10 protein-coding genes and 1 tRNA gene are annotated in these 16,267 nt (G+C 60.5%); 6 read left to right on the forward strand and 5 right to left on the reverse strand.

Annotated elements, in window-relative coordinates:
• Positions 1-92 precede the first annotated feature (92 nt).
• The 3 genes from HBA54_RS21930 to HBA54_RS21940 all read right to left on the reverse strand — a co-directional run bounded on the left by HBA54_RS21930 (position 93) and on the right by HBA54_RS21940 (position 7,687).
• Entirely contained in the window at positions 93-5,261 is a 5,169-nt protein-coding gene (locus HBA54_RS21930; RefSeq protein ID WP_167228713.1) for a DEAD/DEAH box helicase, read from the reverse strand.
• Positions 5,262-6,093: 832 nt separating this feature from the next.
• A complete protein-coding gene (locus tag HBA54_RS21935; RefSeq protein WP_167228715.1) occupies positions 6,094-6,813 on the reverse strand; it encodes a hypothetical protein in 720 nt (239 codons plus the stop codon).
• A gap of 439 nt (positions 6,814-7,252) precedes the next feature.
• The gene (locus HBA54_RS21940) at positions 7,253-7,687 is read right to left on the reverse strand and encodes a hypothetical protein (protein ID WP_167228717.1); all 435 of its coding nucleotides are present in this window, start codon (positions 7,685-7,687) and stop codon (positions 7,253-7,255) included.
• Between the two features lie 351 nt (positions 7,688-8,038).
• Between HBA54_RS21940 and HBA54_RS21945 the strand changes: the two genes are divergently transcribed.
• On the forward strand, positions 8,039-9,307 hold the full coding sequence (locus HBA54_RS21945) for a hypothetical protein (protein WP_167228720.1): 1,269 nt from the start codon (positions 8,039-8,041) through the stop codon (positions 9,305-9,307).
• 400 nt (positions 9,308-9,707) lie between these two features.
• On the opposite strand, the gene HBA54_RS21950 is transcribed toward HBA54_RS21945, so the two are convergent.
• Positions 9,708-9,784: transfer RNA gene (locus HBA54_RS21950), tRNA-Arg, on the reverse strand.
• A 305-nt stretch (positions 9,785-10,089) separates the two neighbouring features.
• Here HBA54_RS21950 and HBA54_RS21955 point away from each other — a divergent pair.
• From HBA54_RS21955 to gpt, 3 genes are all read left to right on the forward strand, one after another.
• Positions 10,090-11,265 carry a hypothetical protein gene (locus HBA54_RS21955; protein ID WP_167228722.1) on the forward strand — a complete coding sequence of 392 codons (1,176 nt, stop codon included), beginning with the start codon at positions 10,090-10,092 and terminating at the stop codon, positions 11,263-11,265.
• A 217-nt stretch (positions 11,266-11,482) separates the two neighbouring features.
• Complete coding sequence (locus tag HBA54_RS21960) at positions 11,483-11,974, forward strand: DUF4864 domain-containing protein (protein ID WP_167228724.1); 492 nt, start codon at positions 11,483-11,485, stop codon at positions 11,972-11,974.
• Positions 11,975-12,244: 270 nt separating this feature from the next.
• The gene (gene gpt / locus HBA54_RS21965) at positions 12,245-12,730 is read left to right on the forward strand and encodes a xanthine phosphoribosyltransferase (RefSeq protein ID WP_167228726.1); all 486 of its coding nucleotides are present in this window, start codon (positions 12,245-12,247) and stop codon (positions 12,728-12,730) included.
• Between the two features lie 40 nt (positions 12,731-12,770).
• On the opposite strand, the gene HBA54_RS21970 is transcribed toward gpt, so the two are convergent.
• Complete coding sequence (locus HBA54_RS21970) at positions 12,771-13,523, reverse strand: cyclic nucleotide-binding domain-containing protein (protein WP_167228728.1); 753 nt, start codon at positions 13,521-13,523, stop codon at positions 12,771-12,773.
• 155 nt (positions 13,524-13,678) lie between these two features.
• On the opposite strand from HBA54_RS21970, the gene HBA54_RS21975 reads away from it, so the two are divergent.
• Positions 13,679-14,158 (forward strand): hypothetical protein, encoded by a 480-nt coding sequence (locus HBA54_RS21975; protein ID WP_167228730.1) that lies wholly within the window; start codon positions 13,679-13,681, stop codon positions 14,156-14,158.
• A gap of 212 nt (positions 14,159-14,370) precedes the next feature.
• Positions 14,371-16,101: a gamma-glutamyltransferase gene (gene ggt, locus HBA54_RS21980; RefSeq protein ID WP_167228732.1), complete on the forward strand. Its 1,731-nt coding sequence runs from the start codon at positions 14,371-14,373 to the stop codon at positions 16,099-16,101.
• The last annotated feature ends 166 nt before the right edge of the window (positions 16,102-16,267 follow it).

The raw sequence follows: 16,267 nt of genomic DNA on the forward strand, positions 1-16,267 counted from the left end.
CCAATATACCGTCGCGAGGGGACGGAAGTGCTACCCATTCGCGACCGCGAGCACGGACCAGGTCTCCAGGGGCGAAATGCAGGGTCATCACATCAGTCCTTGAGCATCGACAGCATCGCAGCTGGAACGCCGGCGGAGATGTCCGGTGGCAACTCGAATAGTGACCAGCCCTTGCCTTGGGCGATGTCGCGCACCGCGGTCGCGACTGGAGCAGTGGTAGCAGCGACGAAATGGCTGCGCCAGACGAACTGCATTTCCTGCTCGCTGAAGCTGACGGCAGCAGCATCAGGCTCCGGGATACCCGCATCCTTAAATGCGGTCTTCCATCCTTCAGGTTCTTCGGAATGCGTCCGAGCGGTGGCAAGAACGACCTCACCCCTTGCTAGGTCGATCAGGAGCTGCTTGGTCTCGTCGTTGGTGCGATCGATCAGCTCGTGGTCGGGCTGGTTGTAGTAAGATAGGAGGCAACGATAGCAACCGCGGACACAGGCCTTATCCCGATCGACAAGGATCGCAGCGTCGCCTGCAGCGATTGCTTCGTCGACCTTGTCAAAATGCATCAATGTGAGCACTTCCCGTGCCACCCGGCCGAGCGCCGCCGGATCATCCACTAGGCGGCTCAGCACGCCTGCACCGCCTTCCGTCGCTTCGTAGGCAAGAATCGACCGACGATTGTCGCGGGCCGGCAATGGCTCTCCAAGGATCTCGCCTTCTTCCAGCTGATAGACGACCTCAATTCCACGCAACAAAGCATGGTGCACGGTTGCAATGGTTTCAGGAGCATAGGCCTCTGGTTCGCGGAAGCGGAACAGCAGGGCGTTCTTGTGGTCGCGAACTATTGGGACGATGCGAACAGGTCTGATCGCATCCGGCGACAAGTCGACGTCCGGATCTTCGTCTTCCGCTTTGGCCCAGTAGCCGGTGCGAGGGTCGATGTTAAAACCGAAGACAGTCTGGTTCCTGCGCCGCTTCAGTCCCTTGTTGATCCGGCTGATCTCGGCGCTGTTGGCGTACTGCAGCCAGAGTATGGTGCTCTCGCCGCAGCGAAAATCTGCCTCCGTGATCTGCGTACGGCCATCCCGTTTCGGCCAGGAAAAAACCGTCTGAATGTCAAAACCCTGACGTACACGCTCTTCGTCATTCGCTGTGATTCGCTCAGTCGGGGCAGCTTCAACGTTGTCGATCCTGAGTGTCCGCTGCACCGGGACCTCACCCGCCATCGGATTGTTGCAGGCGTGACAGCGCTCGACCTCGCCCTCATGACAGGCACCGCAGCTGGAGCAGATGTAAATATCCTTCGTTGCAAGCTCCGACCCGTCGCTCGTCCGAACTTCCGGCGGCAGCTTTGCCTTCATGACTCTATAAGCGCGGCCTTCGTGATAAATTAGGCTGCGAGGTCCGAATTCGGAAATGGCGAGGAACCTCGCGCGTTGCAGGAACGAACCGCTCTTTCCTTCACCGGGTATAAATGCGTAGAGAGGCAGCCTGGGGAAATTATAACCGGGCAAGAAGCCCTCAGTTGCAAGATACCGGTAGGAGTAGAAATCCGAACCGCTCGTGGCTCGACCCTGTTCAAGGATAGCAATCTGATCGCTTGCCTGCATCTGGGCGGCCTTGATCTTGCGTCTGTCGGCACCGGAGAGTCCGGTGATCTCAGAGCGGGCATTGGCCTCCTGCAGTTGGGTGCGCGCTGAGTTGTATAGTTCCCGCCAACGGTCGAAGGCTTGATTGAGTTCCTCGGGTGCGCGCATGGCGACTTCGAGCACAAATTCCTCGGGGTCCCCCATCCAAGCCGGCTTTACACCATCGACTGCGGCCAGAATCTGATCGAGTACTCGTCTCATCGGCGCCCGCACCTTCGTTACTAGACTAGGTCGGCTTATGACATCGAGGATTTCTTGCTTCAGCGGGTAGTCAGCCTGCTTAAGATCGAGAGTTTCAGGAATGTCCGGCGAGAGTGCCAACTTTGCCTCCGCCAGCCAGACTGCATGGAGGTGCGACCGGACTAACTCCTCATTGGTAATGTCTAGCGCCGGCGGGCGAACGACCCCGGCAACCATGTCGTTGCGGCGCTCAAAGAAATACTGGTCATGAGGAGACTGGGCCGCACAGTAGGTCACAATAACTGCAGCCTGGCCAGACCGCCCTGCCCGGCCCGCGCGCTGAACGTAGTTCGCGGGCGTGGGCGGAACGTTGCGAAGATAGACCGCATTCAGTGCCGATATGTCTACGCCGAGCTCCATGGTAGGCGAGCAGAAGAGGGTGGGTAGAAATTGGTCTGACTCACCCGCTGCCTTGATCTCCGCAGTATTCTCTTCGAGGTTTGCTCTGTCATCATCCTCGTAGCGGAACCGCCATTCCCGCCACTCACGTTGTCTTTGCGAGACCTGAGCCGTGTGCTCGCGGCCTTCGAGCCCCCAGTAAGTGCTTCGGCCACGTGTCAGATCGCGAGCGATTGCATTGTATAGGTCGTGGAAGTAGCGGTTTCCCAAAGCAGCGCCGCTGTGGATTGCTTCTCCAGGAACCAAGCGAATGGCTGACGGAGAAAGCCGCCAGCCATGAAGATCGGCCTCAACTTCAACAGGAGACACCAGGCCCTCGCGAGCCAGGAGCTCCATGATGCCGGTCATAACAGTTAAGTAGTCGGCTCTGTTGAGTTTTGTGCCGATTAGACTTTTGCGATTGATAAGCCGCCCAATGCGGGAATTGTGGCCAGCGCGAACGATGGTCTGCTCTTCTCTCAGCCCTGTCCGATTTCGGCCCGGGGCTTGAAGGAAGAGAGTCGTCCTGCTTCTTGGCATCTCTTTCTGATCAATGGCCCAGGGAGCGCGAAGCAAGTTGCGGGATTTCTGAGCGACAGTGTCAAGGACCGTCAGATCAAGGGCCTCGGTGCTCACGGCAAGGCCCTCTAGGGTCGCACCGAGGATCTCCCTGAGGACCTTCTTTCTCGTTGCAAATTCAAGAGTGCCAAGTTCCGGCAAGATTGTAGCAAGGCTCTCCTTGTCCTTCGCTATCTCACCGAGACCAATAAACTCGACGTCGATAAGCTTCAGCACTGATAGGCTCGGATTGGTGTAGCGCCAACCGCGGCGTAGGTCCGTCCAGACCCTATGCGCCAAGACCTTGGCCAAAGCGCGTTGCGCGTCCTCTCGAATGACTGCGCCAGCCTCGGGATCCAGCATCCAGTGGATTCGTGCCTCCTTGTTCGAGGCGGTGAACCCAAGCGCCTTCAAGACGCGCAGGCCGAACTCATCCTCTGTCAATCCAGAATCATCGGCATCGAGGACAGCACGCAGAATGGCCCCGCGAAGGAGACTAACGAAAAGGAAGTCGTTGAAATGGCCGGCTTGAAGAGCAGCGTCCTGGCGATTGTCAGTGAAGCCAAGAAGCTTGCGCTTGTCCTCGGGAACGCCGCTGTTGTCGCCGTTCATCCATTCGAGCGCAGTGGATACCAGCAGAGTGGTAGCGGAACTGCGCCCTTCGCCAGAAAGGCCGGCCAATTTTGTTCGTTCCCGCATGCTGGGGTGAGGTTGATCGAGACAGCAGAGACAAAAGCCAAATCGCCCGGGAATGAACCAGAATGTCTTTCCAGATGGATGAAGTCGGCCGTCAGGGCTCACAGTCACATGCTGAGGCACGCGAGCCTTTCGGTTCGAGCGGAGGCGTTCGACCCCATTCCGCTCCTCACGCCAGTCTTCAGGATAGGACTCAAGCTCACCGGTAAAGGCGTACTCGGGATCTTCACTCCCGGTGGGTGTCAAGTAGCCGGCTTGATCTTCATCGTGGTCGTCGAGCGGCGTATCGTCGATATTGCGTGGTAGGAAGTGGACGCCATCCTTGTCATCGGTCTTGGTCACCACATGGACTTCATGACCACAATCCCTGCAGAATCGTGTGGGATAGAGGCGGTTGCCTGGCGCATCGGGATCTTCAAGCTGTCCCTCGAACAGGACTCGTCGGGGACGCGCGGTAAGGGTTGTGAAGATCTCGCTCGCACCAGAGATAAACCTGTGCAGCTTGAAGGCAAGGAATGCCGCCGACCCCGTTCCGCCCCGTTCCGTCTCCGGTAGGCTAATGCGCGTCAGAAACCGCTCAAGGCTGATTTGGCAGATTTCTACATCCACGCCGCTATCTTCTGATAGCAATTCGACCGCTTTGCTAAAGGGGATGGGCTTCTTGCGTTTCAATTCCTGATTATCGTCAAGGCCAATTGCAAGTTCGACCCAAACCGCCAGAGGATGTTGGTGCAGTAGCTCGTCTGAAAGGCGTTCAGGAAGGTCGTTCGTCAAGATCTCCGCGAGCTTCGGTTTTACGTCCTTGAGCTTCAGCAAGTCGTCCGTAGCGCGTTCTAAGGACTCGTCGATGACCGATTCAGGGCCGATCGGGGTTCCGAACAGGCGTGAAGCGACATCCGCGACCGCCTGAACTCGCCCGGCGCCCGCTCCTTCATTGGACATAGTGGCAGAGGTTCCGATGCAGATCGGAGCGCCGTCTGGATTACAGCGGTTCCGCAAGCGTCGAACAAGAATGGCTACGTCGGCACCTTGCCGTCCCCGGTACGTGTGCAGTTCATCGAGGACGATGAATTCGAGCCCGTTGGCGTTTTCGATAACCTTGGAATCGAGATCGTCCTGACGCGTGAGCAGCAGCTCAGCCATCATGAAGTTCGTGAGCAGGATATCCGGTGGATCGTCGGCAATAGATTGCCGCTGATTCTGGCTTTCTTGGCCAGTATAGCGCTTTACAACAGGCTTCAAATTGTCCGGTAGGTCCGACTGCGCGATAAAACGCTCAATTTCTTTGATCTGGCTATTGGCCAACGCGTTCATCGGATAGACGATGATAGCTGTCGTCTTACGCGGTCGCCCGCTCTTGCGAGCTCTGACGATGGCATCAACAATCGGCACAAAGAAGCAGAGCGATTTTCCTGATCCGGTGCCGGTGGTCACGACGTAGCTTTGACCCGCACGAGCCTTGGCGATGGACTGCGCCTGGTGTCGGTGAAACTGAATAGGGTCTGCGCCGAACCGGAATATCTTGCCAGTGGCTTCGTAAAGATTGCCGGAATGAACCAGTTCGTCGATGGTTGGTCCGGAGAGAAATCGCGGGTTCAGCGAGAGTAGGGCATCGGGCCAGAAGCGCCCGGCATCATACTGGCGTTCGACCTCAAAGCTCAGATCGCCAGCACGAATGGTAGTAAAAGATCGAGAGAAACGGGCGTAGGAATCGATCAAGTGGTGTTCGAATTCGAAGGCCTTCATCAATGATTCCTACTCATGCTGTTCACAACCCCGCCGAATACGATTGTCTCCCGGTGGAGCGGAACGATTCGCTGATCTGTGGGGTGGCGTACAGCTGAGCTTGCGTCGTGCCCTAGGCTTTACGCCTGTCCGACGTTAGCGCCGCCCCTCACGGGAGACACAAGCTAGGCGGTCGCAGGCACGGCACCCAGTACGTGCGCTGCGCCTCGGACTCCGCATGCAGTTATACTCACCGATTCGCTTTCCCGACTAGTCCTTGCCACGACCCCACGTTGAGAGAATACCAGCTTCTGGCGGGAGATGGGACCCTGCAGATCTCGCAGGGATCTCTATCAGCTCATCAAAAGGTGGCGCGCAAAGACCATTTTTGATTGTATAGATATTTATGAAATCTATCTACGGAAGCAGCGTCGGTGGTCGCGTACCCCGCTCCTCTTCGATCTCGTGCCCTACAAGGCAATCCAGGTGCTCCGCGAATGTGGGCGGATGCGCGAGTATGGGCCTGGCCTGTTGCAGCGGCTCCACCGACTGCGGTATCGGCTGCGCTGCCAGCAGTGCAATCGAGGCGACGGCTTCGCCATCACCATCATCCGCACTCCGGGACGCGGCGACAATCGCCAGAAGCGGGCAGAGCGGCTGTTGGTCGCTCGGCCCAGGTGAATCGGCCGTGCAAGGGGACGGCGCGTCTCGCCGCGTGGCCGGCGCACGCCACTGGCGGCTCTTTCAGGGGAGATCGCCTGACTTGCGATATGGGGAACTTATCGAAAGTCAGCGGCTGGGGCCTCGACAATGAGGGGAATCCGAAGCGGCCACTTAGTCAAGAGTCGCGTCCTCAGGCTGCCGCCTTCGCAATACCGACTCTTTCCAACCATGAGACCCAGAGCTCGAGGAAATCGCGGTAGTCGGTCTCTGTGATCCTAAGAAAGTTGAGCGCGATCAAAGGCCCCCGCTCTCCCCGGCAAGCTACTTCGGGATGATAAGGGCACGGACCGAAGTCAAATTTCCCGCTCACAAACGCATACATCTTGACTGGCTTGCCGTAGCTGCTCCGGCCCTGCTCATCTAAATATGCTACCCCGCCATGAGCAAGGGCATTGCGCAGTACGCTAATCCACTGGCTGGCGGGCATCGCTCCGGCGTTTGTGATGGCTTCGGCTGCATCTAGAGCACTCGCTATATCTGCGGGAAGTCCGCGGGCGATATTCCTTGCCCCTCCACGGTATTGGACAAAACGCCAGGCGCCCCGTTTATAGAACGGCGCCTGACTGAGTATTCCCTGCTGAATGATATTCTGGAACGCCTCTACAGCGCTTATGTTGACGTGCCGGTCGTCCGCATAGCCTTCGCCGTCACCCTGCACAATTTGCCGTTCAATGCGTTCGACCGGCAAGTTCAGAATCGGCATCGACATCGAGAGCAGGAATGTCGAAGTTAGCGGGCCCAATTCAGGTTGGTTGCCACCGTATGCTTGAGCAGCTACATCCCCCAGTCCATTGATGAGCGCGAGACAACGTTGTGGCAGTTCAATTCCATAATGTTGCGGATTACCCATTATGTTCTTCCCACAATTTCCTGCAATCGGCCAAAGTCACCGATTGTAAGCTAGCTCTGTCAAATACTGGCGTTTTACGATAAGCGAAGTGATTGGCTGCGCAAGCAACCCCTTGATGCCAGACCCAGATATCGCAGGTCACTCAGAGTACAAGCTAGACTTTCCAAAACTCGAGCACCTGACGGACGGCGTCTCGAGGACACTCTGTGTAGGCCTCCGTCTGAAGACAATGTGCGATTTTCCGCTTGCGATCCCTGATCTTGCGCCTAATCGTCTCTGTGAATGGTCCCGTACCTGGCGGCAACACACTGCGATCGCCCGTCGGCCAGTCGTCGGGATATCCCTCTGGAACCTCTCCCGACCGTATGATTGCCGCTTCTCGCGCAACATCCTCGTGCTCGCAAACCCCGCCATAAAGATGAAACGCGCAGACCCGCAGCTAACGTTTGATCTCCAACACCGTATCGGTGAACCCTTTAAGCGGCGTGGGCAGCAGCACCATATTGCCGACGCAAGAATAGAAACGTCTATCCTGTACGATCCGGCTTTTACCGATGAAGGCGCTGTCGTCATATCCCCAAATGTGACAGGTGGTCCAGTTGGGTGGTTTCTTCCCAACAACCCCAAGCGCGGCGAGAAGCGACTGCTGCGCTGCAACGTTTCCCTCATGCTTCGCTGTGCCGTTGTTAGTCGCCGGCGTTACCCAATCTGCTTTGTAGAGCGGTGAATTTCGGGCGGTGTCGGGCCTCCACACCGGCAATTCTTTAAACACTTCGGGATTCACCCAGCACGCCGTCCCGGCAACCATTTTCATAATGACCGGCATTTCATGCTTAATCTCTTTGAGCCCGTCAGGTATTTTGTTTCGGTCCATCTGCGTCGCTCGCCCCCTCGGATTCAGACCATTCACAATGGCCGGTAAGTAAAATGCCCGCCGCGTCGTGTCTCGCGCGCTTATCCTGCTAGCCGATCGTTAGTTCAAGATCAAAAATCGTGTAAGAGAGCCTTATCGAAAGTCAGTGGCTGGCGCCCGGTAAAGACCCGCCTAAAGTATCTATGGCTGGTTGAAATTCGCAAAACGCGACGAACGCGTGGTCTTGTTTTGATCCCAACAATGCGCCCGAATGCATGTCGTGGGGTTCGATTTGCCCGGCGGGCAGAGCCGGCAGCCGGATTTGAGATCGACACGCGGGCTCGGTGCCCCTCGTTAACAAGGAGTTGGATCGTGACGAAAGGGACGCTGCGACTTACTCGGCGTGAGCTTTACGACCGGGTCTGGAAGACGCCCGTCGACCAGCTGGCAAAGGAGCTTGGCATGTCGGGACGCGGCCTCGCCAAGGTTTGCGAGCGCCACGGCATCCCGGTGCCTCCCCGAGGCTATTGGGCGCGTAAAAGCGCGGGGCAAAGGGTCAAGCGTCCGTCCCTCCTCGACATTGCAGACCCGCGGTATCCCGAGGTGCCTGTCAACCTGCGCCTGCGCAAGCCCAGCGACACCCCTGTCGAGGAACAGACCCCGATAACTCCTAGCCCGGGCCGCGAGCTCTTCGACCGGCTGCTGGAGGAGATCGGCCCACTCAAGGTGCCGCGTCAGCTCAGAAATCCGCACCGGATCATCAGGGACTGGCTGAATGAGGAGCAAATCGAGCTGGAGCGCACCCGCGACTCCCTCTATGGGCGGCGCAAGTCAAAGTCAGTCCTGGCAACCCCGCTTGCGCGCCGACGTCTGCGCATCCTCGACACGCTGTTCCGAGAACTCGAGCGCCGCGGCTTCAAGGTCCAGGCAGAACGCAGCCACTGGGCAGGGGTCTGGGCACTCCACGGTCATGATCGCGTCGACATGAACTTCTACGAGCGGGTCCTCTCTCAACGCCAGCGTCTCAGCCCCGAAGAAGCGGCGAAGATGGGCTTAGCCGGTCGCAAGTGGATAGAGACGAGAGAGGCCACCGGGGCGCTGGATTTCTCGGTAAAGAGCTGGCTTCCCAAGGACGTTCCCTCTTCCTGGGGCGACGAGGAAGGAAAGCCCCTGGAGACCAAGATTGCTGAGATGCTGGCCGGGATCATGGCGGCCGCGGGTCAAGAGGCCGCAAGGCGGGAGCAACGGGAGGAAGAGGAGCGCCAGAGGTATCGGGAGGCGGAGGAGCAGCGGAGGCTGGAAGCGGAGTACCGAGCCGAGAGACTCAAGGAGGTCGCCCTCCAGCAGCGGGCCGCCGCTTGGCGCCTCGCTGGCGACCTGCGCAGTTACGTGGCAGCCATTCTGTCAGCCGTGGCCGATGGCGGGTTGCAAGCAAACGAGGAAGATCTCGAAAGGTGGTTAACCTGGGCTCGTGGCCATGCAGATGCCATCGATCCGCTGAGTTCAGGCGATGCACTCGGAACAGAACTGCTGTGCGAAGAAGACGCCGTACAACACGATTCGCACACGCATTTCAGCCCCACCAATACACTTGCCGATCCAGGCTGGTTTTGGGGGCATCGGTGGTGGCTGAAGGGGTGACGGAGATGGCAGGGAATCCGAGCCCAACTCGTGGGCGATGACATTCCTCCGGCAGGATTCCCTCAACGGCGCCGGCGGCGCGGTGCGCTTCTGCCCAGAGGCCAGAACGGAAGGCGACACAGCGATTCTGCGCCGCTGCAGGGCCGGCGAACATGGACCTTGCAGCGTGCGAGCACCCCACCGGCCCAATTTGTCCTGGTCGTGCTGGAACCAGCTCCGAGCCCTGATCGGCCTCGCAGCGGACCGGGAGCGCACAGCGAGATCGAGCCCAACGACAGCGCAGGGCTGTGCCGCCGGCGCAGGGAGTTAGAACGAATCGGGAAAAGTGGAAACCACTGGCGAAAAAAGTGGAAACCGAAAGTTTTCCTACCCCGTTTTCTTTTTATTTTTCAGCGGGGTATGGCGCGCCCGGGAAGATTCGAACTCCCAACCTCCTGATCCGTAGTCAGACGCTCTATCCAGTTGAGCTACGGGCGCAAATAAAAGCAAAACTCCGCCTTGGCGGCATAGTTTCCGCCGCGAAGAGGCCGGACATTACTCGAAGCCCCGGGCCCTTGCAAGCGCTTCGCCACGCCCCGTAAGGTCATGGATTCCGGCCCGGAATCGGGATTCCGGCACCAATCTGGCCAAGGAAATGGCTCTTGTACCCCCAGAATCCATACTCTACTATCTCGCGATCTTCCTAGGGGGGCTGGGATAGCAAGAATATGTAAAGACTTAGATGGTTAATCTGCAAGTCGTTACCTGGTTGTGCTGTCCCGTAAATCTGTACGGAAATCTCTATGTCGAATAGACACTCCTTGCCCTTTCGCCGCACTGCGGTGGTCATCGGCGCGCTTCTCCTCGTCACCGGCTGTGCCATGCCGCAAAAGGAGTCGAGCACTGCGAGCAGCAGCGCCGAAGCCCCGCCGGCTGAGACCGCCACAACCACCCAGAGTGCTGCGGTAGAGACCGCACCGGCACCGCCGCCGGCTGCCCCGTCGACACCGGTGCCCCAGATTCTGGGTACCACCGATTTCAAGCCGCCCACCGTCAGCAACATGCGGCCGACGGGAACCGTCGTCGGGCAAAAGATCGAAGGCCTGAGAAGCGATCTCCTGCGGCTTCAGGGCGAATTGTCGAGCGAAAACAATTCGCTTCAGGGTCTGCGGGTTTCAGCACGCCAGTTTGCCGGCAACTATCATTCCCTGAAGGCGGCGATGAATGCCCGCCTGCAGGTCGGCACCACGCCCGGCAACCCGGAGCTGGTGGCCCAGTGGAATCAGGCCCAGTCGGAGCTTCAGCAGGTCGGCGCATCGATCGCCGCGTTGAACACCCTGGCCAGCCAGGTGTCCGGCACCGCATCCCTGTCAGCCTTCCTGCTGGAATCCACCAGCACGACCTTTGAACTGCGCGGCGCGGTCGAAGAGGACCACCGCCAGTTGGCCGTGCTGGAAGACGAGGTCAACAAGACCGTGGTGATCATCGACCGGCTGCTCAACGAGCTGACCGACGACATCGCCCGTACCCAGAACTACTTTGCCAACGAGCGGCTCAATCTGACCGCCATGCAGGTGGCCATCGACAACGGTGAGTACATCGGCGGCAGCCTGGCCAATCGGTCTTATGGCGTGCCGGCGCCGGCACCGGCAGGCGGGGCCGCCAGTCAGGTGGGCCAGCGCCAGCCCCTGGCGGTGATCCGTTTCGACCGGCCCGATGTGCAGTACGAGCAGGCACTCTTCACCGTCGTCGGCTCGGCCCTCGAAAGGCGCCCCAACGCGGCCTTCGACATCGTCGCCGTATCGCCCAGCCAGGGCGATGCCGCCCAGGTCGCCCTGGACACCACACGCTCACGCCGCAATGCAGAAGGCGTGCTGCGGACCCTGACCTCCATGGGCCTGCCGGCGGACCGTATGACGCTGTCGGCAACCAGCAGCGCGCAGGCGCAGGTCACCGAGGTTCACGTCTACGTCCGATAGACAACCCGTGCCGCGAAAGCGGCAGCGGTACCATCTGCGGCTTCCAAGGGCCGTTCGATCAGCTGCTGATGTTTGCGGCTGACTGAACGGCCCTCAGTCTTTCCGGTACGCAGTTTTTGGAGACTGGGGCTTTTCGGGACCCCAGCTTTTCGGGACCGGGGGGCTGGTCCCAAGCCCGCTCTGATCTATTTGCTTAGAAAAGACAGGAGGGGGTTCTATGCTTTTTGCGTTCATTTCACGGTTTCACGCCAATCTGGGCTTCATCTTTACCGTTGTATTCATCAGCCTCGCGCTGGGTGGCGGCGCACCGCCCGTCTGGGCCCAGGCTTCCTCCCCCCAGGAGAGCGGCCAGCCGGTGCCGGCCGACCGCCAGGCGATCCTGCGCACCATTCAGTCCCAGCTCGATGCCTTTCAGGCCGATGACGGGGCGCGGGCCTTTTCCTTCGCCACACCGCGCTTGCGCGAAATGTTCGGCACGCCGGACAATTTCATGGCCATGGTACGCGGCGGCTATATGTCGGTTTATCGGCCACAGTCGGTCGAGTTTCTCGATGCGCGGGTGGTCTCCGGACGTACCGGTCAGGCCGTGCGCTTCGTCGGCCCGGACGGCAACGCCGTGATCGCGATCTACACCATGGAAATGCAGCCCGACGGCTCCTGGCGGATTGCCGCGGTTCAGTTGGTCCCAACCGGCGAAATTTCCAGCTAGACGCTTTTCGGTTTAGACGGCACCGGCCCGCTCCCCCTCCCGGCCACCCAACGCCAGTATCCTATGGGTGGCCGGGTGGGGGAGCGGGCCGGAACCGCTTCGACGTCAGTCGAAAAAGCTCTAGGGCATTTTCCAGATTTGACAGCCTGCCCCCGGCAGCGAATAAAGGCCTCTGCGAGCCTGCGTTTCGGCAGGTATCAACAGCCTTCCGCTGCTGCCCCGCGGTCATCCACCCGGCGCGGCCCGGAACAAGGGGGAAACAGACGTAAAATGGCGCAGGCAGAACAGAGAAGCTTTCCCGTATCCTGGGACCAACTTCACCGCGATTCACGCGCGCTGGCCTGGCGCCTGGTCGAAAAAGGGCCCTTCAAAGGCATCGCTGCGGTTACCCGCGGCGGCCTGGTGCCGGCAGCGGTGATCGCCCGTGAGCTGGACCTGCGCATGATCGATACCCTCTGCATCGTCAGCTATCGCGACGACAATACCCAGGGCGAGTTGGAGGTCCTGAAGAACGTCGACCACGACAGCGAGGGTTGGTTGATCATCGATGACCTGGTGGACACGGGAAAGACCGCCTCGGTGGTCCGTGAGTTGATGCCCAAGGCCCATTTCGCCACGGTCTATGCCAAGCCCGCAGGGCGGCCGCTGGTGGACTCCTTTGTGACCGAAGTCAGCCAGGACACCTGGATTCTGTTCCCCTGGGATGCCGAACTGCAGTCGGTACCGCCGATCATCCACAATTCACGCAAGGGCTGAGCCCGGCCGGACAGACAGTGGCAGGAAAATCGGCAGGCCGCTAGAAACCGCCGGCGATCTCTTCCAGATCTTCGCGCCCTGACAGCTCCACCTTGCTGTCGGGCAGCAGGCGAATCAGGTTGCTCTTCTTCAACTGGGTGAAGGTACGGCTCACGGTTTCGGTCGTGAGGCCCAGGAAATCGCCAATGTCCGTGCGGCTCATCGGCACGAAAACCGGGTTGTCATTCACGCCGCGCTGACGCGCGCGCCTGGCCAGCAGTATCAGGAAAGAAGCGATCTTCTCGCGCGCTGTCTTGCGCCCCAGCAGCAGCATCTGATCCTGTGCCGCCGCCAGCTCGTTGCTGGCGATGTTCAGCAGCCGCTGCTCGACCCTGGGAAAGCGCTCCATCAGGTTTTCCAGCTTACGCCGGGGAAAACGGCAGAGATTGCAGAGCGTCACCGCCTCGGCGCTGTAGGCATAGGTTTCCTGGTTGGCCAGCCCAAGAAAATCACCGGCGAAGAGAAAACCGGTTACCTGGCGCCGCCCATCCGGCAAAAGTTTGTAAACTTTCACGGTGCCGGCTGTGACGTTAAAGACATGATCAGCCGGCTCACCCTCATCGAACAAGGGGTTGCCGGACTGCAGTTCGACGGTGCTGACAATGGCTGCCATCTGCGTCTGCTCGATGTCGTTGAGCGGCGCGCAGATCGTGAGGCTGCGGATTTCGCAGGCGCTGCAGGGCGACGGCCCCGCGCCCTCCCGCGGAACCGCAGGGGAAAGACTGCCCACGTGCTTGACGTCAAATACAGCCATTTAGACTAGATCCTCCCACCTGACCTTCCCAAGCTCTCCGTCCCTGCATGACATGCAGGTAGGTAATAATTCCACGATTGACGCAGATCAAGGACGCGGCCTCGGCTTCACGCCCACCCTTTGCCTGTCTCTCTATCATTAGGATGCCCTTGATTTTGCGAAAACTCAACGTCAGTCTTTTATCCAACGAAGAGGTGGATCGCGCCTATCCCCTGGTGCAGACCGTTCTGCCGGACGCCTCGATCGAGGCTTGGCGGCGCTTTGCGGAGGCCCGCCTTGCGCGGGAGGCACGGGACAGAGCGGGCATCCTTTCGGTACGCAACGAACAAAGTTGTATCGTCGGCCTGGGGGCCTACCTCCTGGCTGAAGACCTGCTGCACGGCCCGATCCTCTTCGCCGATCATTTCTGCGCCCTGGATATCATGGACCCCACGAGCGTCGCCCGGGCGCTGGTGCGCGCGATCGAACGCGTGGCAGAACAACAGGGTTGCTCTGCCATCCATACCACATTGATGCAGACGGAGGCGCGGGGGGCGGACAGCTGGATATCCAATGTCCTGCATGAACGCGGCCACTGCGTAAAAGGCCTGCAGATGTGCAAGCTCATCGCCTCCGCGACCCGTCCGGTTTGCTGACAACACGCCCGGTCCCGCTGCCCCGATCTTCCCACTGTGCGCGTCTTCCCGCGCGCTGCAGTGTTGCCTCTTATTCTTCCCCTGGTAATGGCCGCCGGTCTGTCCGATGCTAGCGGATGGTCGTTTCTGGTTGAACAATCGAGACTGTGAATCAAGCCCCGGGACCGTCCCGCCCCGGGATTCCCACTGCGCCGCTGAAAGAGGACTGCGTCATGTTTCATATCTCCTGCCTCGCGCCAACACCGCTGCGCCGGGCCATCACCAGCCTCGCAGCAGCAACAGTGCTCATCGCCGGCTGCACGGCACCCGGCGAAACAACCACCACTGAAGGAGAATCGCCGCAGCACATGGTGGCCGCCGCCAATCCCCTGGCCGCCGAAGCGGGCATGCGCATGCTGCGCCAGGGCGGCTCGGCCGTCGACGCTGCCATCGCCACAGCCCTGGTGCTGGGTCTGGTGGAACCACAGTCTTCCGGCATCGGCGGTGGCGCCTTCCTGATGCACCATCAGGCCGACAACCGCAGCGTCACCGCCTATGATGGCCGCGAAAGCGCGCCCAGCGAGGCCGGTGAGGACCTGTTTTTGAAAGCCGACGGCGAGCCCATGGCTTTTTGGGATGCTGTGGTCGGCGGACGTTCGGTGGGCACACCGGGCCTTCTGCGGATGCTGGAATTGGCCCACCAGGACCATGGCCGCCTGCCCTGGGCCGACCTCTTCGCCCCGGCGATCGAACTGGCCGAACAAGGCTTCGCGGTCTCACCCAGGCTCCACGGCCTGATCGCCGGGGACAAGTATCTGAAGCGCTATGACGAGACCGCCGCCTACTTCCACGACGCCGCCGGGGAGGCGCTGGCGGTCGGAACCCTGCGCAAGAACCAGGCCTATGCCGACACCCTGCGCGCCGTCGCCGAGAACGGCGCCGATGCCTTCTATACGGGACAGATCGCGGTCAATATCGTGAACCAGGTGCGCGCCGCTTCCGGCAACCCCGGGCTGCTGAGCTACAGCGACATGACGGGTTATCAGGCCAAGCGGCGCAAGCCGGTCTGCGCGCCCTATCGTCAATGGCAGGTCTGCGGCATGCCGCCGCCGACCTCCGGCGGGGTGGCGGTGCTTCAGATCCTCAGCCTGCTGGAGCCCTTCGACCTGCCGGCGATGGGCGCCGCCTCGCCGGAAGCGATCCATCTGGTTGCCGAGGCCGGCCGCCTTGCCTTTGCCGACCGCAACCGCTTTCTGGCGGACAGCGATTTCGTCGAGGTTCCGGTGGAGGCGCTGCTCGACCCGCAGTACCTGGGCGAACGCGCAAAACAGATCTCCCCCGCCGGCAGCCTGGGCAAGGCCGAACCGGGTCTGCGGATGCAGCAGGCCCACAGCCCGCAGCAGCTCAACCCGCCCTCGACCTCGCACCTTTCAGTGGTCGACAAGGATGGCAACGCGGTTTCCATGACCGCCTCGATCGAGAGCGCTTTCGGGTCGCGGGTCATGGCGGAAGGCTTTCTGCTGAACAACGAGCTGACCGACTTCTCCTTCCGGCCTTCCGTCGACGGGCTGCCGGTCGCCAACCGCGTCCAGGCCGGCAAGCGGCCGCGCAGTTCCATGTCGCCGACGCTGGTGCTGGACCGCCAGGGCCGCTTCGTCATGGCCATCGGTTCGCCCGGCGGCAGCCGCATCATCGGCTACACCACCAAGGCGATCGTCGGCGCCCTGGACTGGAATCTCTCCATGCAGGACGCCATCGACCTGCCGAACTTCGTCAACCGCAACGGGGCGACCGACCTGGAGGAGGGCCGCGGCCTCGAAGCCGCCAAGACGGCGCTGGAAGCCCTGGGCCACGAGGTCAATCTGCGCGACCTGACCTCCGGCCTGCACGGCATCCGCCTGACCGGGGACGGGCTCGACGGCGGTGCCGACCCGCGCCGCGAGGGGGTGGTGCTCACCCAGTAACGGCGGAACAAGTGGGAACCTTGAAGCCGAGGCACGACAGCAGGCCTGAAACCGGGCCAGGCAGGGTTGCGCAAGGCGCGGATCGCGGCGCACAGCGGCGCAAACAGAAAACACGCGCCTGGGAAAATCAGCACGCGATAACGCACTATGCTTGCGGCGGCGTCGG

The sequence above is a fragment of the Pelagibius litoralis genome, from assembly GCF_011683915.1.
Taxonomy (GTDB): Bacteria; Pseudomonadota; Alphaproteobacteria; order Kiloniellales; family Kiloniellaceae; genus Pelagibius; species Pelagibius litoralis.

Coding starts and splice junctions, on each gene's coding strand:
- HBA54_RS21960 (WP_167228724.1), top strand. CDS start 11,483: ATGCTTTTTGCGTTCATTTCACGGTTTCACGCCAATCTGGGCTTCATC.
- HBA54_RS21955 (WP_167228722.1), top strand. CDS start 10,090: ATGTCGAATAGACACTCCTTGCCCTTTCGCCGCACTGCGGTGGTCATC.
- gpt (WP_167228726.1), top strand. CDS start 12,245: ATGGCGCAGGCAGAACAGAGAAGCTTTCCCGTATCCTGGGACCAACTT.
- HBA54_RS21935 (WP_167228715.1), bottom strand. CDS start 6,813: ATGGGTAATCCGCAACATTATGGAATTGAACTGCCACAACGTTGTCTC.
- ggt (WP_167228732.1), top strand. CDS start 14,371: ATGTTTCATATCTCCTGCCTCGCGCCAACACCGCTGCGCCGGGCCATC.
- HBA54_RS21930 (WP_167228713.1), bottom strand. CDS start 5,261: ATGAAGGCCTTCGAATTCGAACACCACTTGATCGATTCCTACGCCCGT.
- HBA54_RS21940 (WP_167228717.1), bottom strand. CDS start 7,687: ATGGACCGAAACAAAATACCTGACGGGCTCAAAGAGATTAAGCATGAA.
- HBA54_RS21970 (WP_167228728.1), bottom strand. CDS start 13,523: ATGGCTGTATTTGACGTCAAGCACGTGGGCAGTCTTTCCCCTGCGGTT.